Source organism: Vibrio sp. 10N.261.55.A7, assembly GCF_002877365.1.
GTDB lineage: Bacteria > Pseudomonadota > Gammaproteobacteria > Enterobacterales > Vibrionaceae > Vibrio.
Window position 1 is genome coordinate 17715 of the sequence record NZ_MCWZ01000305.1, and the last position, 26530, is coordinate 44244.

Here is a 26530-nt window from a genome sequence, read left to right on the forward strand (position 1 = left end):
TGTCGCGTTGCTCTTTGAGGTGAGGCTATCCTGCTAGCATAGGTCAATCACTGGGAATGTTGGTTCTGTTATTCGCCTCATGATTACGCTTTAAGTAAGTCAGACACTAACCGTCTTGGGCCATGTGGTGTGCTGTCGGCTTTGCCCAATCTAAACAGCATCTGAACCGTATCACTCTCTTTAATTCCAAATGCTTTCTTAAACGACGCCTGAAGGGGAAGCATGTCGGAATACTCTTGCAATACTTGACTCATTGGGTGCTGAGCCAAGCCCATCGCCGCCGTTTTTAGATTCAATCGGCAGTAATCACGGCCGACAATCACTTGGTCTAATCGACTGTTCCCTTGAGTGCTGATCCAACCGAAAGCTTCCGTAGAAGCGACGGCCGTTTGCACCATCGTGACGGATTGTTGATCAAAGGACGTCGAATCTTGTTCCGTTTTTTCTCGTGATAAGAAAAAGTTTTCAGCCATGATCTTTTTAAGCCCCGTTGTGCCTGCCTGAGCAACACCAAATCCGTCCCTGTGCTGATTGAGTTCTTCTTGATCAAACCGAAACATAGCAATCGTTTCATGGCTGCGCTTATGGTCATTGACTTCGATCTGCATCGCATCAGTCAACACCGTTTCGAACTTTGCTTTTGACTCTTTTGTTTGAGTAATGGTCAACGGATATTGCCCATGCTGCGTCATGTAGCCGCTGAGAGACTCGATTTCTTGTTGCGACAAAGACGTGTTCCCATAATTACGCTTGTTTGAGCGTCGGCTTAATAGGTGACCAAATAGAGGGTCGAGATTCGGTGTGTCGAGCTTAATCAATTCAACCGACGCAACCGGTTTGTCCTGAAGTTCATCATTTTGGTACATACCGTGTGGGAAGTAGCTCATTCTAGCCTCATACCCCAGACCAGAGGCTGCGATGGACAAGGTTTCTAAAAATGTGCCTTGGCTGATGTGGATTTGTCGGTAAATAGGATCCGTTTCAGGCAGCAAACGTTGTGGGTCAACGTAGAGATCAAAACGGTTGGCTCCTGTCATTTTCACTAACCAAGGCTGAATGTTGTGGGCATTGGGTGCAAGGATGGCGTAAGAGAGTACCTTCATTCGAATGTCTTGCAGAGAAGCATCAGGGCCGTTCCAGCCAAAATTATCGCTCGGGGCTGATGTTCCGTTGTAACTCACCACTGCGCTGCTTAACGTTGCCGCTCCAACACCTAATCCAATGACTTTTATAAATTGACGACGGTCCATGATGATCTCCTTAGTTTGAATATAAATCACTTTTGATTCCTTGGAATGTATATTATATTCCAGGGAATGTTATTTCAAGTGTTTATTTTTTGCACTCAGATTTTTTGAAAGGAAAGTACGATGGTCGATAGAAGACTAACCGAGGCAAAGTTGATTGTTCAGTTAGGAATCGTAAGACAATTAATGGCCACTCGAGAGGCGAAACTTTTTTCAAAACTGCCGTTGAATTCGTCTCAGTTTGGCGTGCTGAATCACTTTACGCACAACCCTGATCGAAGCTGGACAGTGACCGAACTTGCGGATGTGATGGAAATGAATCAGCCAGGGATCACTAAGATTATCTCTGTTTTGCTCGACAAGAATTTGCTGGAGTCGATATCAGACAGTCAAGACAAGCGCCGCCGCTACCTAAAAATCACGACCCAAGGTCAAACGGTAACGAAAGACATCATGTCGGCGCTGATGCCCGATGTATCGCATGTCTTTTCAAACTGGCAAGATGACGAGCTGATGCAACTGCAAGGCAACATGGAAAAGTTAATGCGTTGGCTTGATGAGAACCGTGACGACTTCGCGAATTGAGCCTTCGGTTATGAACGGTTATCAAGGTTATTGAGGTGATCGAGGCTCTATAGGTTATCGGCATTATTGGTTCAGATGGCAGATAAGGTCAGTCAGCTGTATTGGCGCGAATATTTCAACACTCACTGAAATGGGCAGGTTTACACAATGAAGACGATCTACGAGCATACACAATCCAACATACTCGTGTTGCCGCAAGCCTTGTTTGCAATGCAAGATGTTCGTGTTCTGCTGCATCGTGGTGACGCGGTGATTTTTAAGAAACATCTTGAGCAAGACTTAACCAACATTGAGTTCTATACCAATACGCCTTGCTTAATCTACATTGAAAGTGGTTACGAGACGTTAACGAATAGCGAAAACGACACCACCGAGCTTCACCCTGGTTCGGCTCTTTTCCTTGCCCAAGGGTTGAATCTGCATTCTGACTTTGTCAAAAGCACCGACTCGCTAAAAGCGTATTTGGTGTTTTTTGATGAACAGGTGATTGTTGAGTACCTAACAAAACTCAAAAACGAAAAGATCGCATCGGGCGACGTCAGTGGTTCTTGTCTATTGAACGATAAAGACAACCGGTTAGGCGCTTTTTTTAATACCGTTCAACTCGATATTAGTGACTCGGGCTATCTTGATATCAAGCTTCAAGAACTATTGCATCTGATGGTGTCGATTGGAGACCGAAGTATCATTCATTCTCTACTTTCCAATAAGGTCTTGTCGAGTAAGCGAAATCTTCAGCGCTTACTGGAATCAGAGGACATTCTACACCTTACTGTCAGTGATTTAGCGCACCTATCAGGAAGAAGCCTGTCGAGTTTTAATCGAGATTTTAAGAGCTTATACGCGGTAACGCCTCAAAAATGGTTGAGAGAAAAGCGACTAGTGCATGCGAACGCGCTTTTAGAAGAAGGGGCAATATCGGTCACTGACGCCGCCTTCGAGGTAGGCTATGAAAACGTGTCTAATTTCATTCGGGTATTTAAAATGAAGTATGGAAAAACGCCGAGCCAGATAAAAAGGGCCAGATAAAAAGAGCCAGATGACCGAAATACGGCAGTTTTGACATTTTCAAAGTAGTTCCCGTTTAGATACGCAGTTAACCTGATTGTGACCCTTAATAATCAGGAGTTTACTATGAGTGTTCGAGTTACCCTTAATTGCCAAATCCAGTCTGGTCAATTTGAAAATTTGCATCCCTTCCTTGAGTTAAACCTACCGAATGTACGAGGTTTTAAGGGAAATAGGCGAGTCACGGTGTTTTATGATCAACACAATGATGAAATGCTTTTGGATGAAGAGTGGACATCGATAGAAAGTCATCAGCACTATATACAGTGTATTTCTGAGAACGGCGTGCTTGAAAAGCTGAGTCGCTTTTTAGAGACGCCACCGAGCATTAAGTACTTCGAACAAGTGGACATTTAGCTTATGCAAAATAACGCTAGGTTTGGTGATCTCGAACGCCGTTATTTGGCGGTTCGCGTGGCTCCTAATTAAAGAACCCAATAAAGCGAGACGAGCGGGCATTTCATAACCAAGAAATGCCCTTGTTTTATAAAACCCGCTTTACAAACGTCAGATGTTTAAGCCAAGTATCGTTTTGCCGATGTCATCAGCTTTTGAAAAGAAGGACAATCGATATGTGAAACCTTAGGACAGGTTGCAACATGGTTCATGCTGTCTCGCACGGCTTCCAATCGCTTAATTTGCCGATCAATGTCGGACGCTTTTTGCGCTAACAAGGCTCTGTCGATGGCGAGTTCATCAGAATCGTCAAACATGGTTGCGATTTCACTCAATGAAAGGCCCGCCACGCGACCCAGTGAAATGATGTTCAACTTGTTGAGAACCTTTGGGCTGTATTGCCGTCGTAGTCCCTTTCTGCCAATAGATTGAATCAATCCAAGCTTTTCATAATACCTCAGTGTGGAAGGGGCCAGCCCTGACTCACCTGATACTTCTGCAATATCCATATACATTCCCATTGACTTAAAGTCGACTTCAAGTTGTACCATATTTTCCAATGGCACAAACATAAGAATGAACACAATTTGGAGTTCAGTATGGAAACGACTATTTGGTTACAGGCAATACTCATCGGGGTGGGTGCGACGATCATCATGGACGCATGGGCACTGTTACAAAAACGAGTACTGGGCATTCCATCGATGAATTACGCGTTGGTGGCACGTTGGGTTTTACTCATGCCAAGCGGGCGATGGGTGCATAAACCCATTATGTTGACGCCGCCAGTTCGAGGAGAAAAGCCATTAGGTTGGATCCTACATTATTGGATCGGAATAGTTTTCGCTTTGATGCATGTTTTCGTGTTTGGACCGTCATGGCTAAGTAGCCCAAGCCTTCTTCCCGCATTAATCACCGGCGTAGTGACTATTGTTTGTCCATTTCTCATCATTCAGCCTTGCCTTGGTTTCGGCGTGGCCGCGAGTAAAACGCCAACACCATGGAAGGCGAGGGGGTTGAGTTTGCTGGCACACTGCAGTTATGGGGTCGGTTTGTACGCTTCAGCGGTTGTTATGAATGATGCTATGAATGTTGTGATGTAACCGGACAAACAGTCAATTTGGGCCAACGTGTCAGCCAGTTTTTCGATTGAACACGATGATTAAAGTCACTCAGACTCCGTTTGGGGTTATAAGACAGCTGCAAGCTAAACAAAGACTCAAATCCAAACGCTGAGAGACATTCATATTGATCGTCTCTCACTTTTCTGACCGCGACGGCGGTCTCTTTCTCTGGCCAGTAGCTCATGGCATCCAAGGTGCTGGTGTAAGGTTTGTCACCATTGCGTGTATGCATGAGTGCCTGGTTCCGCACTTGCCAACGAACGTTTGGCATCATTTGCGTTAAAGATTGCTCGTAGGCAAGGCATGCGTCTGCCTCAGATTCATTGGCATCAAAATAGATCACATCGATGTCAGAGAGCGAACTGGGCGTTGCTTTATTGTGTAGGTGATCCCACACAAGGTTTCTCACAAAGCCTGCGGCTATATAGCACTGAGGAAGTGACAGTTGAGCAACACAGTCGAGCGCATTCTCTCTGAAGGGATCGTTCTTAATTAGATCAACTATTTTCTTCATACGTTAACGTTGCTCTTTTAGATGATAATTTTGAGGGGAGACTAGAACAGTCAAAGGATATTGAGTTATTGAGGTTCGATAAACAAGTTCTGGACAGAAACGAGTAATGCGATTTGCCAATTTAGCATTGTATGTTCTTTTTTTGGGGGAGAGGGGAGGGTAATAGAACGTGTTGCAGAGCGCTAGCTTGGGACATCAATAACAGATAGCTATCTAAACACTCGTTCACTTCATATCCGGTAAAGTTATTTTGAGGATATGTGGAAATTAACATCAATTGAGTAGCACTAACCCTTATATGCAAAAGTGTTAACAACTTGAAACATAGAATTACAACTTAAAAGTTACAAATAATAATATAGATAGGGTGAATATATATTATTGTCTTGCGTGCTTTGTGTATTAGATAACGACTACATATGCAAGATAGCCTCAAAATTTAAGTTATACCTTTAAAATTGAAAACTGTGATCTCGCTTCCGTTTACTTGTCGGTATGGTAACCTCTCGCCTCCAAATTAATGGTGGGCCAAATTTGCCATTAATGTTTCAAGCTTAAATAGTGGAAAATGGTTAATACAAGTATGCTGAATGAGAAACAACCCAAAGCTCTAATTGTGACTGGAACCCGACCTGAAATCATCAAAATGGCTCCCGTCTACTACGCATTAAAAAGAAACAATATTTCAGTATCTTGGTGCCACACTGGTCAGCATACATCACTAGCCGAGCAGACATTTGAAGCTTTTGATATTGAGCCTGACTTCATTTTAATCAGACCTTCTGGCAACTCTGTCTCAGATCTTGTATCTGGCCTGATAAGTAATATTAGCCAGCTCCTAGAGAGCAATGAATTTGATTCCGTGCTGGTTCACGGTGATACATCGACAACCTTGGCCGGGGCACTTGCTGCTTTTTATAATAGAGTCCCAGTTATTGCACATGTAGAAGCCGGCTTGCGAAGCGGAGATTTGGCACACCCCTTCCCCGAAGAGTCAAATAGGCTTCTAGTCGCTAAGGTTGCAAACCTGCACTTCGCACCGACTGACAAATCTCTACAAGCACTGTTGAGTGAAAATGTACCTCTGAACACCGTTTTTATGACAGGTAACACAGCGATAGACGCGCAATATTTGTTACTAGAGCAAGGTAAGATCAATTCGACCAGAAAAAATAAAGTACTCGTCACCGCACACCGTCGTGAGAATTGGGAAAATATCCCCGTAATATGTGACGCTGTGATTGCCTTATCGAAAATAAGGACAGATCTAGAATTTGTCTTTGCTGTACACCCTAATCCAGAATTAAAAATGAAAGTCGGTAGGCATCTAGAAGGCGCAGATAGAATTACACTGACCGAGCCTTTGGATTATTTCTCTTTACAGAGGGCTTTGTCTGAATCTGTTTTAGTCATGACAGATTCTGGTGGTATTCAAGAAGAAGCCCCAACATTTGGAACTCCTGTTCTAGTACTTCGAGAGACAACTGAAAGACCAGAAGCGATTGAGCAAGGTTATTCGTCACTATGTGGTGGCGATAACAAAGACAAGATAGTAGAGCATGCGCTGAAAATGCTTGAACTCGGCCAATTTAAAGAATGTAAAAACCCATTCGGAGATGGTACAGCGGCCGTCCAAATCGCAGAAACAATCGTTAAGGCTTGCAATGAACTTTCTTGATGTTTTCACACTGTACTTACTCGGTGTAAAAGCGCTGCTTGCCGTTCTTATGATTGTTATGGCCGTGTGTGGTATCGATGACCTATTTATCGATGTCTACTATTGGGTTCGGCGCTTTTGGAGAGAAAAAGTCACCTACAAAAAGTACTCTCGAAAAGAAGCAAAAGAGCTTTACGTTAAAGATGAGCAGCCACTTGCGATCATGGTACCTGCCTGGCAAGAACATGGCGTTATAGACAAGATGGCTGAATTGGCTGCATCGCAGTTGGACTACGAGAATTACCAAATATTTGTTGGAACTTATCCAAACGATGCAGAAACTCAGAGTGACGTAGATAAAGTATGCGTTCGATTTCCTAATGTTCACAAAGTCGTATGCGCGAAACCGGGGCCAACGAGTAAAGCGGACTGTTTGAATAACATCATTGCTTCAATTATTGAGTTTGAAAAGAAAGCAAAGGTCGAGTTTTCAGGGTTCATTTTACACGATTCCGAAGACGTTCTCTCTTCTATGGAACTGCGTCTATTTAATCACCTTCTTCCTTCAAAAGACCTCATTCAGTTACCTGTTTATCCTTATACGCGCAAGTGGTATCAAATGACGCCAGGACATTACGCCGATGAGTTTGCTGAACTGCACGGTAAAGATGTCGTTGTAAGAGAAGCAATCGCAGGTCAAGTACCTAGCGCTGGGGTTGGAACCTGCTTTAGTCGAAGAGCTATCTTACGGCTTTTGGTTGAGGGTGATGGTCTTCCTTTTGATGTGCAATCACTTACTGAGGATTACGACATTGGCTTTCGCCTCAAACAGTGGGGCATGAACGAAATATTTGTACGATTCCCGATCGTTGATAAGGAGTTGTTGACGCTAAAAGAAGACGCAAGAGGCGTGTCTTTACGAGACGGCAGTGTCGTGTGCGTAAGAGAATACTTTCCTACAACGTACTCAACAGCAGTTAGGCAAAAAAGCCGATGGATCATTGGCATTGTTTTTCAGGGGTTCAAGAACCACAAATGGACAAGTGACTGGCGAGTAAATTACTTTTTGTGGAGAGATCGCAGAGGCGTTATCAGCAATACCGCCGGCTTTCTAGCAATGATTTTATTGTTTCAGCTCGTGTCGTTAAGTATCTATGGATACTTCGTTGAAGGGGCATACAATTTTATGTCTCTAACAGCAAATGACAAGCTCACTCAATTCATCTTGTCACTGAATGCTTTTCTCTTACTGAATAGAACTTTTCAGCGTTTTTATTTTGTCAGTCGATACTACGGTTATATAGAAGGTTGTCTATCGATCCTTCGTCTCGTATGGGGAAACGTGATTAACTTTTCAGCGAATGTTCGAGCGATTCGACAGGTGATTGAACAAGGCGATCCTAGACGGGTTGCGTGGGATAAAACCACGCATGACTTCCCAAGCATCTCTGTAGAATCACGTAAGGTTCCTTTGGGGCAAATTCTTGTGAACAATGGAAACTTAAGTGAAGCGGACTTAAACCAGGCCATATTGGATAAACCAATGAACGTAATGATTGGTATGTATTTGGTTAGTCAACGCTACATCACAAACAAAGAACTCAGTGCAGCAATGGCTCAACAATGTGACGCTAAGTTTATTGAAGTAGATCCGTTCTCCCTCCCACATGAACTTATTAAAATTGTGCCGAAAAAGATCGCACTGAAGTACTCCATTCTTCCAATTCAAATGGAAGGAGACACGTTAGTCCTCGGAAAAGAGTCAGCATTAAGTCCAGTGGCTCTTTCAGCGATTAGGCGTAGGTTGGGTATGAAAGTTAAATGGGCTGTGACTACCAATGGAGCGGTGACACTTGGTCTACGGTATTGGTACTTAAGTGATAAGGCTATCAATCCTCATACAACATTAAATGCAGCCGTTTCTGATGGCAGAATAAGTATTGCTGAGAAAGCGCAGTTACTGGATTCATTTTTTGCCACGCAGTGCCAATTAGGCGCATGTTTATTATCTTCTCGATTGATTGAAGCCGCGGTTCTCAACCAAGCGATTCTCGCTTTTGAAGGTGTTGAAGGAGTAAGTTTGGGAAGGTTTCTGACTGAAAACGAATACCTTGAACAAAATGACATTGAAACCGCGCTTACGCTTCAGCGTAGTTTTCAACGCGATATTGGTACGTTGGTTGATGAACATGTCGGTGCAGTATGAGTAGGTTGAAAGTGATGAAGACTAGTGTGTTAAAAAGAGTGTTGTTTTTAACTTTGATTGTGTTCTGTTCGTCTGTATCTGCTGCTGATACGAGCAGTGACATTTTTAGTGGAATGTCCGACACAACGCGTTTTCGAGCGTTCCCTTATGTTGATAAGGCGTATCGATATGAGGCTGAATCTAACTATAGAGAGGCTTTAGAAGAAATTCAAAAGGCTCGCGATTTAGCACCTGAGCATTCCCCTTTTATGCGCTATGCCTACCAATTGGGTGTAAAAGCGGGCATACATGACTCTGAACTTGAAGATTTCGTTGTACAGCTTCCGGAGCAAGAGCGAAGTGAGTTGCTTCTAAACTTACGAACGACTCGATCTGAGCGAGCTGAGCTCTTATTGCCGCATGAATTTAGAACCTTGTCAGAAGGTATGACTGGAGGTGATACAAAAGAATGGTTTGTTAGGCATTTATACGCCATAGAAAAAAAACATGGCCCTGAAGTTGCACTTAAGTGGAGTGACTCTCAGTCTTCACGTGACAAGACTTCGCAGGTTTTTCGTTACGAAGCGTATGAATGGTTTGATCAAAAGCAATTCCAAAAAGTCATACCTCTTATCGAAAAGATTGACGCATTGGGTGTATCGTCTGAAACCGACAAGCGATATTTAATCACGTCATTGGTTAAATTAGGCAATGTCGAAAAAGCTGAACAGGTAGTGATGAGCTCTAACTCGAAAGAGCTTGAAGTGCACTATTTAAGATCTTATAGCAGTATTTTAGTGGATAAGAAGCAGCTAGAGCAGGCCAAAATACAACTTCTCAAGTTAAGGGAAACGACGAAACTGACGTCATCAGAGAAGAAGCAATTAGCTTACATTAACTCTTTGAATAAAGAACAACTAAGAATGGTTCGAACTCAAGGTGTCGTATTTAGTCAGTGTCTTCAGAATGTTATAGCTCAACATAATCAAGGGAGTCGAGACGAGGCAAAGGCATTGTTCAATCAGTGCGACCCACTAAATAGTCCAGAAGCATGGATAAACGTAGGTCAGCAAGTTGCTGATTACCAAACACTTGCCAGTTATCAATTCAAGAGAAATGGTTTAGAAAAAAAGCGGAAACGTGTTCTTACCGATCACTATATACGCGAATCTGATTGGGTATCAATAATAGAACTGCATGAAAATAGTCAATATGAAGATGATCAAAAGGCACTCGCAAATGCTTATAGTGAATTAGGGCGGTACGAGCTAGCAACGCAAGTTTGGTTGAATTTATATCGGAATAAGCAGAACCTTCAGTACGTAGATTCAGCAGCGTATAATTCGGCTTTAGCGGGAGATTTTGCGACTGAAGCCAAAGCTTACCATCTGGCACTTGCTCTGCAGCCTAGTGATGCCGCAAATGATAAAGCCTTCTTAACTCGTGCTTATTCATTGGCTTTCAAAGATGTGACATTGTTTTCATTATCAGATATTGCTCTTCTCGCTAGCTTTAATTTAGAAAGCACAATAATTGATCCGAAAATTTGGTTGGTTCAAGGGCAGTGTGAGCATTGTTTAAAGAGTTCGGAGCCTCGTATATCACCTTTTTTAGGCAAGTCAGAAGCATACTGTCTTGGTAAAACGGAACCCTTGTTAGCGGTTCGCAAGTACTTGTCCTCTATGACAACCCGAGAGAATAATGACTTTCTTGTCATGGCTCAGTGGTCATATGAAGGTGGAGATTTTCTGAGTGCCAAAAATTATTGGGAGCTTGTAGAAGAGAGTAGCTTAACGGCATACGAAAAGTTTCGGTACGTTGATACACTTCGAGAAATGTCTTTATATCAAACCGCAAATGACAAGTGGAGTAAGTTCGCAATCTCATCAGAACCAGAGTGGTGGCGCTTAGGGATTGAGTTAGCGGACAGTTTAGGGGATCAGGAACTTTCTAAAACTCGTACTATTACGGCGTTAAAAGAAACGTATTCATCGGTGTTTGTCAGAAAACTCGCGACACGCTATATAGCGACTGACAATATTCATGCGCTATCAGAACTGAGTGATTATGTATTAGAAGTCGATGACAAAGGAAACATGAGTGCGGAACTTGGTTATTTGACGTCTGATATTCTTCCCCATAAATCAGAGAAGCTATTTGAAAAAGCGGTGGCTTGGCCTCCTTATGATTCAGATACCGCTTTAATTGCTCAGTGGGCATATGTGGCAGATAAGAATGGAAACATAGCCCAATCACGCGATATATACCGTCACGCGATTGATCATGTAGACATGTCTAGTGACGATATCAATTACATGCAGACATCTCATCGAGATCTCTCACTTGGGTGGAAATTCACTGTGGCGGGGTGGATCGGTAAAAGCCAGGGGGCGCTCGCTCCGGGATATTCTGCTCGTACTGGAGACTTCTTTTTATACGAAGAAGCTAAATACTATTTTGACCAACCCGCAGTGCCGGGACTTGCTATAAGCATTGCTGGTCTCCATAGTGGTCAGTATGACTCTGATATAGAAAGTTGGTCTTCCGATGAAATAGATGTTGGGGCACAATTTCAGCCTCTAGAAAACTGGAGCTACTTTCTTAAATTTGGTGTTAAGCAAGGGCTGAATTCTGATAACAATGAGACTAAACCTTATTTAAGATTGAGCGCCGACGTTTTTTCTAATGATGATTGGACACCCGCATGGAAGCGAGATGCAGATAGCTGGCTTTATCATAAACTCTATGTAGATGGCATCTACTATATCGATGAAGATGATGATTACTCACTCTACGCTCGTTATGATTTAGGCCGAGTGTTTAAGATGTATGATGAGCATCGTCAGCGGCTTATTAGCTACGGTTTTTCTCAATGGGGAAATAGCCAGGAGAATAAAACTAAATATGAAGATTCCCGATTAGGGCTAGGTGTAGCTTGGGGATGGGAATGGAATGAAGACCAGTATGATGGTTTATCAGTATATAGTGAAATAGGTATTGAATGGCAGCACATCATCGACAACACCAATTACAATGGAAATGGGGATGCCTTTCTTTTGCGCTTTGCTGCTTACTTTTAGGTTCAATTTTTATACAAAAGAACACGAAGCAGGCTACGGCAGTTATGTATCAGCCTCTTAATCGAGATTTGCAAGTTACCGGTCAGCAATGGCACCAGTTGGCCCAAGAATTTACTGCGAAAGGCTTTGATACGTTAGTGGTTCAATGGAACCAGTATGGAACTGAAGAGTTCGGTGGCTCCAGTGGCTGGTTGGCAAAAAATATAGAACTATTTATGAATGAAGGCGTCGATATCTGGCTAGGGCTATATTCCGACCCAGATTATTTTCGGCGTATACATACCTCGAGAGAAAACCAGAAAGAGTACTTAGAGGAATACTTGAAAAATGCCCATACGAGTTACAAAGCCTGGGGTCATTGGATTGAACGACACAGTACCAACGTTAAAGGTATATATTTGCCATTCGAGATAAGTGATTACGACTTTGATACAACCGAAAAAAGAGAACAACTGAACGCACTATTGAGTGGTATCACTGATACGTATACTGAAAGGTTGATGATTAGTGTCTATCTTTCGGGTCAGCTGAGCTCCGAAGACACAGCAAAATGGCTTAAGAGCATTCGCTCCCAAGGTATTGAAGTTTATGTTCAAGATGGAAGAGGAACTCAGCTAATAAATGACGATCATTGGGCAGACTACAACAATGAGTTTGGCTGCAATATTGGGGTGATTAAGGAGGCTTTTATACAAACAGGTCAAAACCCTTTTATTGCTAAACCTATCGATAAGGATGGACTCTTGAAGCTACGCTTGGATGATAGATGTAATGAAAAAATATTGTTTTCTTTGCGTTACTTGCCTATACCGAACAACCCGTTAGCACTGCTCGATTAAGGATTTCCTTCGAAATAAAATTGAGGTCATGTTTTCAATTCTGTTATTCATTTCCTAAGTTCTTCGCAGGTGATCTAATGCCAAACGGCGTTAAGTAAAACTCGATAATGCAACCAATACAGCCTCGCTAATAGTAGCGAGGCTTTTTTGTATATCGAGGCAGAAATGGTTAAGAGAAAGACGGGTTCTTGATTTGAAGTATTGGTTTTTACTACTGGCTTAGTTACTGAGCCAGCGGTTGTCGGCGCTTAAACAGCTTAGTCAGTTTCCCCTGTTTCCACATAGCGACACCGGTCATGGCCACCAAAGGCACCAAGAAATAGAGTGTGGTTGCCATGAAAAGGGCGTTGTCTTTTAGTGGCGAGTACAGAGAGGCGCCAACCAATAGAGCGCCAATAATGTGTATCCATCGTAGGGTGAGTCGTAGCTGTTGTCCGTTCATAGTGAGTCCTCTTTTCGGTTTCATTAGAATTCATACTACAAGCGCTGAATTGGGCAGTCTCAATATTGAGATAAATTGCTCTGTGAGGGAGTGAATGGTGGTATTTGAGAGTAAACGGTATGAAATGTATTTCATTTGAACCTGAGTCGAATGTTATAGATTGCCGATTCACTTTATAAAAAGCAGATTCACGTCACGGTATGTATGAATTTGCTGTCTATATATTGAGTGGCTCAATGATAAACGAGGCTTAACTTGTGAACTTAGAGCAGCAACGACAATCCAAACAACTCGCTTTTCTCGCCAGTGGCGAAAATATAACAATTGGCAGCCTTGATGACTTTCCGTTGTCTCTTGAGCAATTGAAATCAACAACCAAAGAGTCGCCTTATGTTGTCAAAGCCTACGATTCTGGCTTGACCGCGGTTGTCTTCCATATTCGAATAGAAGGCAAAGATTGGACGCTGAAACGCCAGCGTGCAGAGAGCTTAGTCAAGAATGTGGATGGGGAAACGTCTTTTCTCAATGAGGTTCAACGTCGACGCGATACCACGAAGTTGAAGTCTAATAATCGAACCGGTTTTAAGTCGATAGTGGACACTCACTTCGCTTCGTATAGAGACGGCATCATGCTCTCTCCTTGGATTGCTGGTGGCCCAATAGAAAAGCTGAATAAAGACCTGTTCGAACAGATATTTGACGCGATAGTGAATCTCGAACTGAGTGGGCTATTTGAATGGGACTTCTGCCCAGGGAACATCTTACTTAATCAGGACAATCAAATACGTCTGTTTGATTTTGGTTACATGTACGCGTTTAATCCGCTAAAACACTTCAACAGTAATGGCACCGATACACCGCTTTTTCATGGTATTGAACGCTTTGAAACGCGCTTCTTTTTTGATTACTTGCTAAAGAACGCATTGAATCTGACTGAGCAGCAACAGTTTGAACTGTATCGTTTAGAAAAAATCTGTGCGTTGAATGCCTACCAAACAAAGATAAACACACTGAAAGAGCAAGGCGCAGTAGAGGCGGTCTTAACCTGGCATAAAGAGATCATTGCTCAGTGGGAAACAGCGTTGGAGTCGAATGACGGGCTGAAAAAGCTTTATCTTACTGAGGCATTTCGTTCCAATATTTTGGATTTATTAGACGATGTGCACGGTCAATCGTGTTCGCAATATACACTGAGAAAGGCCGATTTTATTCTGCAAAGGTTGGAAGCGGATTTTGACATGCTGACCAGTAGCAACAGCTTTTTCTTTGGTGATGAAGACCTGTCGCAAGGCGAGTTGATAAAGAAATACCAAGAGCTTAAACAAACGGCAGAACGCTATCAGTTGGCGTAGAAAACCTTGCTTTAAGACCTTGGCTGCCAAGGTAAGATACGACGAGCTAAGCGTTACTAGGGCAAAGCATTAATGTTGGAAGCGTAAACAAGGGCTGTCGGTAGAGAGCCCTTGTTGAATGACAATGATCGTAAGAATTAAGCGAGCGTTAAATCGAAATGAGGTGTACTGATTTCATGGCAATGCTCAATAGGATTGATTGACTCTAATATGGGTGATTCGTTCTAATTCGATGCTAGAAGTAAGGTTAATAGCGCCTGTTATTAACCATCAAGCAAGGGTGCAATATGTGGCCAAGCTTCTGTAAAGCGGTACTCTTCTTCCCACCAGAGACAAGTGTTTTGGTAGTCGGTTTCAAGTACTTTTTTGATGTGGGGGGGCGCGACTTGATAGCGCGGAAAGCTCAATACATTCTTTAGTATCTCAATAACTTCTCGATCCCTTTTTGTCGATTGCTCTTGCCAAAGAACATGGTTGCTGAGTTCAGAAAACAGGGCGCGTATTTCTCTCTCTGGTAGTCCTTCTGGCGCTTTAAAATAATCCTCTTCGTAACCCATATCGTACACTCTATGCTACTGACTGATAGTAAAGCTTAGTCGCTACTCTTTACTCTGTACCTTCCATTCCGCTCACTCCATTCTCCATTCTGTTATGACCATTCGATTGTCCCCATTTCTATTGCCCCTCTACTATTCCCCTTTTTATCGAAAGTCGTTAATGAAAGTTGTTATTGAAAGCTGTTATTGAAATTTGGGGCGAGCGAGGATGAGCTGTTTGATCACCTTCAAAGCTATTCAGGCAATGTTGACGTCTCAATACTGTGAATACTTTACCTATATGAGTGGTGGCTTCGGCTGCCTGGTTTCTTGGTTTTATTCCATGAAAACAGTGACTTAATCTTGTCTAGACAAGCTACCTATCCACCCGGCTTATCTTTGTTTTGTAAGCATTTCGACACCAAACGTTCACATTCAAGCGTCAAAGTATCTCTAAACCACGAAGGGGCATCAAAAAGGGCGCTTAGCACTCCGATTTGATCTCCATTTAGACGAACTTGTCTAGATAAGTCGTGACACCAATAGAGTGAGATTCCCATGCCGGTATACCTTGATATAGCGACAGAGCTTGAACAAGAAGTAAAGGACACCTTAACCGCCGGTGAGTATTTACCGTCTGAGTCCACGCTGTCTAAACGGTTTGATGTCAATCGACATACGGTGCGCCGAGCCATCGATGAATTGGTCAACGGTGGGCTAGTGCAACGACACCAAGGCAAAGGCAGCATGGTAGTTCGCCAGCCAAGTGAGTATCGCGTTCATTCAGGGGCGCACTTTACCAAGAACTTGGTGGAACTCGGTGAAATGCCGCGCTGTGAAATGCTTCAGTCTCGCCTGATTGCCGTGTCTCCGAAAATAGCGGGATGTTTACAGATAGATGAAGGGTGCAAAGTCATACATATCCGCACTTTTCGTAAGACCAACGACACGCCAAGAACCATTATTGATCACTACCTGCCCGACCTCACTTGGTGGCCGGTACTCAAGAATTTCAAAACAGGCTCTCTGCATCAGTTTATTAAACGTGGTGTGGGCGTCGAGTTAGAGCGTAAGCAAACAAAAGTCGGGGCGAAAATCCCATCAAATGAAGAGTGTCGATTACTGCAAATTAGTGCCAGTACGCCACTACTTAAAGTGAAAACGCAAAACGTCATTAAAGGTACAGAGATCATTGCGGAGTATTCTTGCTCAAATGCTCGTGCCGACGTAACCGAAATAGTAATGGAGCATTAAATGACCGCGGTAACTGAGCGACAAAAGAAGCGACAAAACTGGATGTCAGTACTTGCAAAAAGCCAGCACGCAGAGTTGATGACTCGCTGGGAAAGCCTTTCGCTTAACCCTGAGTACGCCATGGTGCGTCAGCCTGAAATAGGCTTGGCTCAAGTGCGTGCAAGAATGGGATCAACCGGTCGTCAATTTAACATTGGTGATACGACCATCACACGAGCTGTTGTCAAGCTGAGCACGGGTGAGTTGGGTTATAGCTATCTTCAGGGTCGCAATAAGCAACACGCCGAAGTGGCGGCTGTGATTGATGCCTTAATGCAGACACCAACACATCAGCAGGCTTTGCAAGAGCAGCTTATTGATCCGTTGGCGGCGCTCAAGCAAGAGAGCGAAAGTATGCGAGCCAAAGAAGTGGCGTCCAGCAAAGTGGACTTTTTTACGCTGGTTCGCGGCGAAGACTGAATACCTGAGTACGGCGTTTTATACGGCGTTAACTTGGTAATGGTCAGTGGCGTTGATTCGCATTTTATTGGCCGAAACCCCATATAATGAACAGGTTAGAAAGAATTCAATGAGTATGATTTCTCCTGCATTTCAAGATGCAGTCCACGACAGTCAGCAGTGTTTTCGCCTGCTGCTAAAAGCGATGTCTGAGCCCGGCACTATCGTCACGTTAGATCGATGTGATGGCTTTGGCAGCATGATGAGCGCGTCCGCACAAACGCTGCTTTCAATGTCTGATAACGTGACGCCTATTTGGTTATCGCCATCCTTTCTTCAAGATCGCGCCATCAGTGAAAACATTAAGTTTCATGTGAGCGTCCCAATCGTCGAGTCGCTTGAGCAAGCGAGTTTTGCTGCATTTTCACTTCAAGATTTAGACAGTCAAGATTGGTGTTCATTGCCTTTTAATACGGGTAACGAAGAGTACCCAGATTCATCCACCACCGTCATCATCGAATTAGATAGCCTAGCGGGTGGTGCGGCCCTTGAGCTATCAGGCCCAGGCATTGAATCGCACAAAACCGCGTATTTGAACGGTGCGCCAAACGCGTTGATTACGTTCTTGATGCACCGTCAGGATCAGATGGCGTTCCCTTTGGGTATTGATGTCATTTTTGTCGCTGACCAACAGGTCATGTGTCTACCAAGAACAACCAAAGTCGAGGTTCCAGTATGTACGTTGCTGTAAAAGGTGGTGAAAAAGCCATTCGTCAGGCGCATCAGCTTCAAGCTCAAAAACGACGTGGAAATCGCGATTTACCAGAACTCAGTGTCGCTCAAATCAGTGAGCAGCTTTCTGGTTCGGTCGACAGAGTGATGACCGAAGGCGGTATTTATGACAAAGAACTTGCGGCACTTTCAATCAAGCAAGCTGCGGGTGATTTGGTGGAAGCGATCTTCTTGCTTCGCGCGTATCGCACCACATTGCCAAGACTGATCACCGCCAATCCTGTAGAAACGTCCAACATGCGGATTGAACGCCGTATTTCGGCGACATACAAAGAGCTGCCAGGTGGGCAGGTACTTGGTCCTACGTATGACTATACGCATCGACTGCTTGATTTTGCTCTCTTGGCAGAGGGTGAAATGCCAACGACGAACTCGGGTCTTAACCTTGACGAGATGAACCCTGATGAAGCAGAGCTTGACCACTGTCCACAGGTACTGAGCATTCTTGAAAACATCGACCTGATGCTTACGGAAGAAGACAACCACCAAGAGCCGGAAGACATTACCGTGTCACCAGTGAACTACCCGTGCGATCGCAGTGCAAGGCTGCAAAACCTTGTGCGTGGTGACGAAGGGTTCCTGCTTGCGCTTGGCTACTCCACTCAGCGTGGCTATGGCCGTAATCACCCATTTGCGGGTGAAATACGGATCGGTTTCGTTGACCTTTCGATAGAACCGGAAGAGCTAGGGTTCAGTATTGATATCGGCGAGATTGAATTAACAGAATGCCAAATGATCAACGGTTTTGTTGGAAGCAAAGAAGTGAAAGCAAAACTCACGCGTGGTTATGGGCTGACCTTTGGCGCGTCGGAACGCAAAGCCATGTCTGTTGCGTTGGTTGACCGCTCTTTGCAAGCGCCAGAATACGACGAAGCGATTGACGGGCCTGCTCAAGATGAAGAGTTTGTCCTCTCTCACTCCGACAACGTAGAAGCGGCCGGTTTTGTCTCGCACCTTAAGTTGCCTCACTACGTCGATTTCCAAGCCGAACTGGATCTACTACGAAAAATGCACAAAGAACATGAACAACTGAACACCGAGCAGGTTCCTGAGCAGGTTTCTGAACAGGTTCCAGAACTGGCTCTAGAGCTGACTTCAGAGAAAGGAGAGCAGGCATGAATCACTCAACGTTAAGCCAATCCTCGAATTCAGTCGGTGTTGATGGCTACAACTACGGCTATTTAGACGAGCAGACCAAGCGCATGATTCGCCGTGCTTTGCTCAAAGCCGTTTCGATTCCCGGCTATCAGGTGCCTTTTGGTGGTCGTGAAATGCCCATGCCATACGGATGGGGCACGGGTGGTGTGCAAATCACAGCAGCCATTATCGGCCAACCAGACACACTCAAAGTGATTGATCAGGGCGCCGACGACACCACCAATGCCGTTTCAATTCGTGAATTTTTTAAGTCGGTTGCCGATGCAAAAACCACAGAGAAAACCGTTGAAGCGAGCTTGATTCAAACGCGCCACCGCATACCTGAAGCGGCCTTAACGGAAAATCAGATTCTGATTTATCAAGTGCCAATCCCAGAGCCACTTAGGTTTATTGAACCGAGAGAAACAGAGACGCGAAAAATGCATGCTCTGCAAGAGTACGGGATCATGCATGTGAAGTTGTACGAAGACATTGCGCGCTTTGGCCACATTGCCACGGCGTACGCGTACCCAGTATGCGTCAACGATCGCTACATTATGGATCCGTCGCCAATTCCTAAGTTCGACAACCCGAAAATGGACAACATGCCTGCGCTGCAACTGTTTGGTGCTGGTCGAGAAAAGCGTATCTACGCGATTCCGCCGTTCACCAAAGTAAAGAGCCTCGATTTTGATGACCACCCCTTCGAGATTCAACAATGGGACGAACCGTGTTCAATTTGTGGCTCGACTGACACCTTCTTGGATGAAGTGGTGATGGATGACCAAGGCACGCATATGTTTGTTTGTTCAGACACGGATCACTGCTCAGAGCGATTAGAGTTGGCCGAAAAGCTAGGCCACGTGAACTCAGACCGCGTAAACACTGGGCACGTAAACACTGGGCACGTAAACCCAGACAGCGCTTTGCAAGAAACACAAGAACAACAAAGAACCAAAGAGAAGCAGGAGACATTGGCATGAGCGCAACAATGACAGACATTCAAGATCAGCCACTATTGACCGTGAACAACCTGACTAAGCTTTATGCGCCAGGAAAAGGCTTCAAAAACGTCTCCTTCGAGTTGTATCCGGGTGAAGTACTTGGAATTGTGGGCGAATCGGGCTCAGGCAAGAGCACCTTGCTCACTTCATTGTCAGGTCGTCAAACGCCAGACAGTGGCGAAGTTTTGTATTTACGTGGCGATAGCAACGCACAAATGACTCAGCTTGAAGATCTCTACCAAATGGCAGAAAGCCAACGCCGCCAATTACTAAGAACAGAGTGGGGCGTTGTGCATCAACATCCAATGGATGGATTGCGTAGCCGAGTCTCTGCTGGTGGCAATATTGGTGAGCGTTTAATGGCCGTTGGTGAGCGTAACTACGGCGAAATTCGCCAAAAAGCGTCGAAATGGCTTGGTGATGTCGAAATTCCCAATGACCGTATGGACGACATGCCAACCACGTTTTCGGGCGGTATGCAGCAGCGTTTGCAAATAGCCCGCAATCTAGTGACGCACCCTAAGCTGATTTTTATGGACGAACCAACAGGCGGTTTGGACGTGTCAGTACAGGCCAAGCTATTGGATCTGTTGCGTCGTCTAGTGAGTGAACTCGATCTTGCTGTCGTCATCGTTACCCATGATCTTGCGGTAGCGCGTTTACTGGCGCATCGCTTGATGGTGATGCGCCGCAGTGAGGTTGTGGAAAGTGGATTAACCGACCAAGTGTTGGATGACCCGCAGCACCCGTACACGCAATTGTTGGTCTCTTCAGTACTACAGAATTAAGGACGATGACAGTGAATAGCTCGTTACCTATGAATACCCCGTCACCTAAGAATATCCAAGGGAAAAAGACACAAAACCAAGAGGTGTCGATGAACCAACTAACGAAACTCAAGGTTTCAAATGTCAGTAAAACGTTTGTATTGCACAACCAAAACAGCGTTGAACTTTCGGTGCTTAAAGATGCGTCGCTTAGCGTTAACAGTGGTGAGTGTGTCGTGCTGCACGGTCACTCAGGCTCGGGTAAATCAACCCTCCTTCGTGCGTTGTATGCCAACTATCTGGTGGATGCGGGAACGATTGATGTGTACCACCAGGGGCATTGGGTTGACCTGGCCACCGCTAAACCACGCGAAATCATCAATGTGCGTAAACATACCGTTGGTTGGGTAAGCCAGTTCTTGCGCGTCATTCCTAGAATTAGTGCGCTTGAAGTCGTGATGCAGCCAATGATTGAAATGGGCGGGAATCATCAAGAAGCCGAGCTAAAAGCCAAGCAATTACTCACTCGCCTTAACGTGCCAGAGCATCTATGGCACCTAGCGCCCGCCACCTTTTCTGGTGGTGAGCAGCAACGTGTGAACATCGCGCGCGGTTTTATTGTGGATTACCCCATTCTTTTACTGGATGAGCCAACGGCGTCACTGGATTCAGTGAATAGTGCAGTGGTTGTGAGCTTGATTGAAGAAGCCAAAGCGAGAGGCGCAGCGGTTGTGGGCATTTTCCATGATGAAGAGACGCGAGACCTAGTGGCAGACCGATTGTATGACGTTAAAAACAGCCAAGACCTCGTCCCTAATGGGCGAAATGTAACAAAGCCATTGACCAGCGCGTGCGCATAGCAGGAGCAAGAAGATGATTATTACGAACGTAAATCTAGTACTTCAGGAAGAGGTCGTGCGTGGGTCAGTTGAAATACGCGATGGCAAGATAGTCAGCTTATCCGATACAACGAGCCAATTGCCGGGGGCGTATGACGGTGAGGACGGTTTTCTAACACCAGGCCTCATTGAGCTGCATACCGACAACCTAGAGAAGTACTTCACACCACGCCCAAAAGTGGATTGGCCGCCGTTGTCGGCGATGAGCGCGCACGATACGCAGTTGATTGGCTCTGGTATTACGACGGTGTTGGATGCGGTTGCATTGGGAGATTCGCGCGACTTTAGCCGTCAGCAGAACTTGGATTTGTTCATCAATACCGTGGAAGAAAGCCAAAAGCGCGGCTTAACAAGGGCAGAGCACAAACTGCATCTTCGCTGTGAGGTTCCGCATGAAAGCACTGTTAACCTGTTCGAGCGTTACATGAATCGACCTGAGCTGCAGCTTGTCTCTTTGATGGATCATGCTCCGGGTCAGCGTCAGTTTGTCAACCGTGAAAAGTACCGAACCTATTACCAGGGTAAGTACAATTTCAGTGACACAGAAATGGCCGATTTCGAGAAAGAACAGGTGGCGCTTTCTCAGCGTTGGTCGACGATAAACCGCAATGCCATTTGTCAGTATTGCCGTGAGCGAGACATACCGATGGCGAGTCATGATGACGCGACCACAGCGCATGTTCAGGAATCGAAAGAGCTGGGCATGGTTATTGCGGAATTCCCAACCACCGTCGAAGCAGCCCAAAAATCGCATGAAATGGGGTTGAAGGTATTAATGGGCGCACCGAATGTGGTTCGCGGCGGATCTCACTCAGGCAATGTTGCCGCTCATGAACTGGCATCGCTAGGGGTGCTCGATATTCTTTCGTCAGATTATTACCCAGCGAGTCTGCTTGATGCGATCTTTAAACTGGCAAACGACGACCGAAATAGCCTGGATATAGCGCAAGCGGTTCAACTAGCAACGCTGAATCCCGCGCAAGCCTTAGGCTTAAATGACCGTGGTGAAATCGCAGAGGGGAAACGCGCGGATCTTGTTCTATCTCACACCGCGGATGATCATCACTTGGTTTCAAGAGTTTGGCGTGAAGGGAAAAAGGTATTCTAAACTATGTCTCAATATTGTTCGCCACCTGTAGAAGGGCTAAGCCAAAGCGCTGTGAATTCAAACACAAGCAATGCAAAGCCCATCAGTCCCAAGTCTATCAATACTAGTGACAGTGAGACGAAAGGTCGCGTCTACTATGTTATTGGCGCGTCTGGCTGCGGGAAAGATTCACTGATCTCAGCGATACGTCAGAACTTTGTGAACGATGTGGTTGTTGCGCATCGCTATATCACCCGCAGTGCGGATGCGGGGGGAGAAAATCACGTCGCGCTTACCGAGGATGAGTTCTTTATCCGATACTCTCGTAACATGTTTGCCATGAGTTGGAAGGCACACGGTTTCAGTTACGGTATTGGGCAAGAAGTTGTGCAGTGGAGTGATCTTGGATTAAGCGTTGTGGTCAATGGATCACGCGCGTATTTGGAAGTGGCGAAAGAACTCTTCGGCGATCGATTAGTGCCTGTCGTTGTACACGTAGATACCGACAGTTTAAAGCAGCGCTTGATTAAGCGTGGCCGAGAAAATGGCGAAGAGATTGTTCAGCGATTGAAGCGCGCCAATGAGTATCAAGTGTCGGAAGAGACAGGGGCGTATGTTATCGATAACGGCGGCACGATTAACCAGAGTGTTGAGCAGTTTGCCAAGCTTAAGTATGCACTTGATGCGATTCAATTGAATGAGGAGCAGTCGGCGTGAAATTGACGTTATTAGGCACAGGGAACAGCGCAATGATTCCTGTTTATGGCTGCGATTGTGTTGTTTGCACTAAGGCGCATCAGGATCCCTCCTTTCGTAGAGAGAAGTCGTCCGCGATGCTTGAACATCAAGGCAAAACCTTATTGCTCGACGCGAATGCCCCAGACCTAATGCAGCGATTTCCACGTGGAAAAATAGACCGTATTTTGCTGACTCATTACCACATTGATCATGTCCATAGCTTGTTTGACCTCCGCTGGGGTATGGGCGAGAGCATTCCGGTCATCTCACCAGATGATCCGCTTGGCTGTGATGACCTGTACAAACACCCCGGTATTTTAGACTTTTCAACCCGAGCGAAAGCGTTTCAATCATTCGAGTGGCAAGGCATTTTAGTGACGCCTCTTCCTTTGACTCATTCCAAGCCTTGTTTCGGGTATGCGTTCGAATGGCAGGGCCAGATTATCGCCTACATTACGGACACGGTTGGATTGCCAAAAGAAACCGAAAAGTGGCTTAAATGTCGCGACATAGAGTGGATGATCATCGATTGTAATCATCCGCCTATCCAGTGTGCCGATGCAAGAAAATCGGCTAATCACAACGATTTTTACCATATATTAGCCATCAAAGAAGCGTGTCAGCCAAAACACATTGGGTTAACCCACCTGAGCCATCGTATGGTCGAGTGGGCGGAAAACAACCCAGGCTACTTCCATCAATCGATGCGCTTACTTTGTGATGGCGAGGAAATAACACCATGAGCCAACCGGTATCTCAAGCCTTATCACCAGAGCCGAGTGTTGCAAAGAGCAGCAAACTCCACAATACGCATCTAGGACGTTGGACCGAAATTTCTGATCGCTGCATATTGAATAATGTCAGTGTCGGCGACTACAGCTACATTCAAAATGACAGCAACTTAATGTTTACGGAAGTTGGTAAGTTCACGTCTATTGCGGCTTCTGTGCGTGTGAACCCAAGTAATCACCCTTGGTGGCGCCCCACGCTCCATCACTTTACCTACAGGCCGGGTAAATTTGGCCTGGGTGAAAGTGATACGACGCTGGATGACGAAGTCTTTTCGTGGCGTGAAGAGGATAAAGTGGTAATAGGTCACGATGTTTGGATTGGGCATGGCGCAATCATTCTTCCGGGTGTGACGATTGGCAACGGCTCGATTGTTGGCGCGGGCAGTGTCGTGACAAAAGATGTCCCTGATTACAGCATTGTTGTGGGTAACCCTGCCAAGGTATTGCGTCCACGGTTTGAAGACAACAGCTTTGGCGAACGCTTGAATCGACTCGCTTGGTGGGATTGGGATGACGATAAAATTGCGCAGGCATTGCCGCTGTTCCAGAAAGATTGCGGTGAGTTCTTAGCATTTTGTGAGAGTTAAACCGACCCAACGCTGAGTATGTACTGCTTTGCCACAATTCCACAGAGGTTTGAATCTAGGGCAATTGAGCCAAGAAGATTCGATTAAAGCCTAGCTGGATGTCAGAGAATAAAAAACAGCAGGTGAGAGCCTGCTGTTTTGGTTTTTCTAAAGTTTGTTTTCTAAAGTTTGTATGTGAAACGCGTTACTTTATTGAGCGTGTTACTTTACTTGCTCAGTCACATTGTAAACTTTACCCGCTTTATGGCGTTCTAGGTAATCCGCAAGGTCACGCTTGATTTCTGGAACAAGAATGTACAGACCAACAATGTTCACCAGTGCCATTGAGAAGATCATCGCATCAGAGAAGTCGATAACCGGGCCTAGGTTCATTGCCGATCCAATCACGACAAAGATACAGAATTTCACTTTGAAGATGATTTCAGCGGTTTTGCTTTCACCGAATAGGTATGTCCACGCCTTCAAACCGTAGTACGACCAAGAGATCATAGTAGAGAAAGCAAACAGAACAACAGCAACCGCCAGAATGTATGGGAACCAGCTGATAGAGCTACCGAACGCGGCTGATGTCAGTTCCACACCCGCTAGGCCAGAGCCATTATCAAGGTAACCAGTGATGATGATAACAAGCGCGGTCATCGTACAGATCACAACAGTATCAATGAAAGGTTCCAGTAGTGATACAAAACCTTCCGACATCGGCTCTTTTGTTTTCACTGCTGCGTGAGCGATTGCGGCTGAACCGACACCCGCTTCGTTCGAGAACGCGGCACGTTTGAAGCCTTGGATTAGAACACCAATCACACCACCGGCAACACCTTCACCTGTGAACGCGCCGTTAAAGATGGCACCAAATGCGTCATCAATGCGGTCAAAGTTCATGAGGATAATGATAAGCGCGGCACCCACATAAATAGCAGCCATGAAAGGCACGACTTTCTCAGTGACCTTAGCGATGGATTTGATACCACCAATGATCACGATACCCACAATCACGGCAAGTACGATACCGAACAACCAACCCTTATCCGCAAGGAAAGAGGCATCGCCACCGGTTACGCCAACCACTTGCTTAAACGCTTGGTTCGCCTGGAACATGTTACCGCCACCCAGTGCGCCACCAATCGCGAACACTGAGAACAGTACCGCCAGAGTACGACCTAGAGCCGCGTTGCCACGTTTAGCTAAGCCTTTGCTTAGGTAATACATTGGGCCGCCTGATACGGTTCCATCTGGGTTAGTATTACGATACTTAACACCAAGCGCACACTCTACGAACTTACTCGACATACCCAAAAGGCCGGCCAAAATCATCCAGAATGTTGCTCCCGCACCACCGATGGAGACCGCAACCGCAACCCCCGCAATGTTACCCAGACCAACGGTACCCGAAAGGGCAGTCGTCAGTGCTTGGAAGTGCGACACTTCACCATCTTCTTTCGCCTTTGGATTACTGAACTTACCTGACACCAGCTCTAACGCGTGCTTAAAGCCACGTACGTTGATAAAGCCAAGGTAAAAAGTAAAGAACAATGCGGCTACGACTAACCACAATACAATCCAAGGCACCTGAACGTCAGTAAAAGGGAAAGGAATGGTCGAGAAGATCATGCCTACAAATGGGTTGACGATAGGTGCGACGACTTCGTTTATTTTTTCATCTAGACCAGAGGCTGCAGCGCTTCCGGTCACTGTGCTGCCGATTAAAGCGAGCATTAATTTATTGTGCATCATTTTTCCTGTCTGAACTTGTTTGGTTATATAAAACCCATTCTTATATTATTTTTATGGGCTATTGTTTCATGTTGTTACATTCGAGTAACAAATGCATTATTCCAAGTCGAAACCGAGACGCAACATTTTTGTCTGTTTCTTTGACCTGGCGTTTGTTTTGTTATTTTGAGAAAAAAATCAATTGATCTGGGGTGATAATTCTATTATTAAGCGGTTTCTAAGCATTTCTCTAGGTCTTAATTGAATATTCACTCCGATTAATTGAATTTATATATAG

25 protein-coding genes and 1 pseudogene are annotated in these 26530 nt (G+C 45.2%); 20 read left to right on the forward strand and 6 right to left on the reverse strand.

Annotation, left to right across the window (positions count from 1 at the left end):
- Positions 1 to 83: 83 nt before the first annotated feature.
- On the reverse strand, positions 84 to 1250 hold the full coding sequence (locus BCU12_RS18100; protein ID WP_102405648.1) for a twin-arginine translocation pathway signal protein: 1167 nt from the start codon (positions 1248 to 1250) through the stop codon (positions 84 to 86).
- A 120-nt stretch (positions 1251 to 1370) separates the two neighbouring features.
- Here BCU12_RS18100 and BCU12_RS18105 point away from each other — a divergent pair, with 120 nt between their 5' ends.
- From BCU12_RS18105 to BCU12_RS18115, 3 genes are all read left to right on the forward strand, one after another.
- A complete protein-coding gene (locus tag BCU12_RS18105) occupies positions 1371 to 1832 on the forward strand; it encodes a MarR family winged helix-turn-helix transcriptional regulator (protein WP_102405649.1) in 462 nt (153 codons plus the stop codon).
- Between the two features lie 147 nt (positions 1833 to 1979).
- Positions 1980 to 2861, forward strand: a complete 882-nt coding sequence (locus tag BCU12_RS18110) for an AraC family transcriptional regulator (RefSeq protein ID WP_102405650.1) — start codon at positions 1980 to 1982, stop codon at positions 2859 to 2861.
- 105 nt (positions 2862 to 2966) lie between these two features.
- Complete coding sequence (locus BCU12_RS18115) at positions 2967 to 3257, forward strand: antibiotic biosynthesis monooxygenase (protein ID WP_102405651.1); 291 nt, start codon at positions 2967 to 2969, stop codon at positions 3255 to 3257.
- Between the two features lie 158 nt (positions 3258 to 3415).
- Here the strand turns inward: BCU12_RS18115 and BCU12_RS18120 are convergent, their stop codons facing one another.
- On the reverse strand, positions 3416 to 3847 hold the full coding sequence (locus BCU12_RS18120) for a helix-turn-helix domain-containing protein (RefSeq protein ID WP_241909871.1): 432 nt from the start codon (positions 3845 to 3847) through the stop codon (positions 3416 to 3418).
- A 48-nt stretch (positions 3848 to 3895) separates the two neighbouring features.
- Here BCU12_RS18120 and BCU12_RS18125 point away from each other — a divergent pair, with 48 nt between their 5' ends.
- Complete coding sequence (locus tag BCU12_RS18125; protein ID WP_102405652.1) at positions 3896 to 4399, forward strand: DUF2938 domain-containing protein; 504 nt, start codon at positions 3896 to 3898, stop codon at positions 4397 to 4399.
- Here the strand turns inward: BCU12_RS18125 and BCU12_RS18130 are convergent.
- Positions 4380 to 4934 (reverse strand): nucleotidyltransferase family protein, encoded by a 555-nt coding sequence (locus tag BCU12_RS18130; protein ID WP_102405653.1) that lies wholly within the window; start codon positions 4932 to 4934, stop codon positions 4380 to 4382. The genes BCU12_RS18125 and BCU12_RS18130 overlap by 20 nt on opposite strands.
- Positions 4935 to 5502: 568 nt before the next feature.
- Here BCU12_RS18130 and wecB point away from each other — a divergent pair.
- The 4 genes from wecB to BCU12_RS18150 are packed head-to-tail and all read left to right on the forward strand — an operon-like array spanning position 5503 to position 12695.
- Positions 5503 to 6612 (forward strand): UDP-N-acetylglucosamine 2-epimerase (non-hydrolyzing), encoded by a 1110-nt coding sequence (gene wecB / locus BCU12_RS18135; RefSeq protein WP_241909872.1) that lies wholly within the window; start codon positions 5503 to 5505, stop codon positions 6610 to 6612.
- A complete protein-coding gene (locus BCU12_RS18140) occupies positions 6599 to 8797 on the forward strand; it encodes a glycosyl transferase family protein (protein ID WP_102405655.1) in 2199 nt (732 codons plus the stop codon). Before wecB ends, BCU12_RS18140 begins: the two co-directional genes overlap by 14 nt.
- 14 nt (positions 8798 to 8811) lie before the next feature.
- Positions 8812 to 11856: a hypothetical protein gene (locus BCU12_RS18145; RefSeq protein ID WP_157939888.1), complete on the forward strand. Its 3045-nt coding sequence runs from the start codon at positions 8812 to 8814 to the stop codon at positions 11854 to 11856.
- Positions 11778 to 12695 (forward strand): DUF4434 domain-containing protein, encoded by a 918-nt coding sequence (locus BCU12_RS18150; protein WP_102405657.1) that lies wholly within the window; start codon positions 11778 to 11780, stop codon positions 12693 to 12695. Before BCU12_RS18145 ends, BCU12_RS18150 begins: the two co-directional genes overlap by 79 nt.
- A 223-nt stretch (positions 12696 to 12918) precedes the next feature.
- On the opposite strand, the gene BCU12_RS18155 is transcribed toward BCU12_RS18150, so the two are convergent.
- Complete coding sequence (locus BCU12_RS18155) at positions 12919 to 13137, reverse strand: hypothetical protein (protein ID WP_102405673.1); 219 nt, start codon at positions 13135 to 13137, stop codon at positions 12919 to 12921.
- A gap of 257 nt (positions 13138 to 13394) precedes the next feature.
- Here BCU12_RS18155 and BCU12_RS18160 point away from each other — a divergent pair, with 257 nt between their 5' ends.
- Positions 13395 to 14489 (forward strand): hypothetical protein, encoded by a 1095-nt coding sequence (locus BCU12_RS18160; RefSeq protein WP_102405658.1) that lies wholly within the window; start codon positions 13395 to 13397, stop codon positions 14487 to 14489.
- 263 nt (positions 14490 to 14752) lie between these two features.
- Here the strand turns inward: BCU12_RS18160 and BCU12_RS18165 are convergent, their stop codons facing one another.
- Complete coding sequence (locus BCU12_RS18165) at positions 14753 to 15046, reverse strand: hypothetical protein (RefSeq protein WP_102405659.1); 294 nt, start codon at positions 15044 to 15046, stop codon at positions 14753 to 14755.
- A gap of 537 nt (positions 15047 to 15583) precedes the next feature.
- On the opposite strand from BCU12_RS18165, the gene phnF reads away from it, so the two are divergent.
- The 11 genes and pseudogenes from phnF (at position 15584) to BCU12_RS18225 (ending at position 24519) form a co-directional block, all read left to right on the forward strand.
- Positions 15584 to 16279 (forward strand): phosphonate metabolism transcriptional regulator PhnF, encoded by a 696-nt coding sequence (gene phnF, locus BCU12_RS18175; protein WP_102405661.1) that lies wholly within the window; start codon positions 15584 to 15586, stop codon positions 16277 to 16279.
- The gene (gene phnG, locus BCU12_RS18180; protein ID WP_102405662.1) at positions 16280 to 16738 is read left to right on the forward strand and encodes a phosphonate C-P lyase system protein PhnG; all 459 of its coding nucleotides are present in this window, start codon (positions 16280 to 16282) and stop codon (positions 16736 to 16738) included.
- 109 nt (positions 16739 to 16847) lie between these two features.
- Entirely contained in the window at positions 16848 to 17468 is a 621-nt protein-coding gene (gene phnH / locus BCU12_RS18185; RefSeq protein WP_102405663.1) for a phosphonate C-P lyase system protein PhnH, read from the forward strand.
- Positions 17453 to 18628: a carbon-phosphorus lyase complex subunit PhnI gene (locus tag BCU12_RS18190; RefSeq protein ID WP_102405664.1), complete on the forward strand. Its 1176-nt coding sequence runs from the start codon at positions 17453 to 17455 to the stop codon at positions 18626 to 18628. Before phnH ends, BCU12_RS18190 begins: the two co-directional genes overlap by 16 nt.
- Positions 18625 to 19629 (forward strand): alpha-D-ribose 1-methylphosphonate 5-phosphate C-P-lyase PhnJ, encoded by a 1005-nt coding sequence (locus BCU12_RS18195; RefSeq protein WP_277871287.1) that lies wholly within the window; start codon positions 18625 to 18627, stop codon positions 19627 to 19629. Before BCU12_RS18190 ends, BCU12_RS18195 begins: the two co-directional genes overlap by 4 nt.
- Complete coding sequence (gene phnK, locus BCU12_RS18200; RefSeq protein ID WP_206748381.1) at positions 19626 to 20438, forward strand: phosphonate C-P lyase system protein PhnK; 813 nt, start codon at positions 19626 to 19628, stop codon at positions 20436 to 20438. The genes BCU12_RS18195 and phnK overlap by 4 nt, the downstream gene beginning before the upstream one ends.
- Positions 20439 to 20527: 89 nt before the next feature.
- The gene (gene phnL, locus BCU12_RS18205; protein WP_102405675.1) at positions 20528 to 21277 is read left to right on the forward strand and encodes a phosphonate C-P lyase system protein PhnL; all 750 of its coding nucleotides are present in this window, start codon (positions 20528 to 20530) and stop codon (positions 21275 to 21277) included.
- Between the two features lie 10 nt (positions 21278 to 21287).
- Positions 21288 to 22424: pseudogene (gene phnM / locus BCU12_RS18210) on the forward strand (alpha-D-ribose 1-methylphosphonate 5-triphosphate diphosphatase); the annotation flags it as partial.
- Between the two features lie 3 nt (positions 22425 to 22427).
- Positions 22428 to 23120, forward strand: a complete 693-nt coding sequence (gene phnN / locus BCU12_RS18215) for a ribose 1,5-bisphosphokinase (RefSeq protein WP_102405666.1) — start codon at positions 22428 to 22430, stop codon at positions 23118 to 23120.
- A complete protein-coding gene (gene phnP, locus BCU12_RS18220; RefSeq protein ID WP_102405667.1) occupies positions 23117 to 23884 on the forward strand; it encodes a phosphonate metabolism protein PhnP in 768 nt (255 codons plus the stop codon). Before phnN ends, phnP begins: the two co-directional genes overlap by 4 nt.
- On the forward strand, positions 23881 to 24519 hold the full coding sequence (locus tag BCU12_RS18225; protein ID WP_102405668.1) for a DapH/DapD/GlmU-related protein: 639 nt from the start codon (positions 23881 to 23883) through the stop codon (positions 24517 to 24519). The genes phnP and BCU12_RS18225 overlap by 4 nt, the downstream gene beginning before the upstream one ends.
- A 201-nt stretch (positions 24520 to 24720) precedes the next feature.
- Here the strand turns inward: BCU12_RS18225 and BCU12_RS18230 are convergent, their stop codons facing one another.
- Complete coding sequence (locus BCU12_RS18230; protein WP_102405669.1) at positions 24721 to 26250, reverse strand: alanine/glycine:cation symporter family protein; 1530 nt, start codon at positions 26248 to 26250, stop codon at positions 24721 to 24723.
- Positions 26251 to 26530 lie beyond the last annotated feature (280 nt).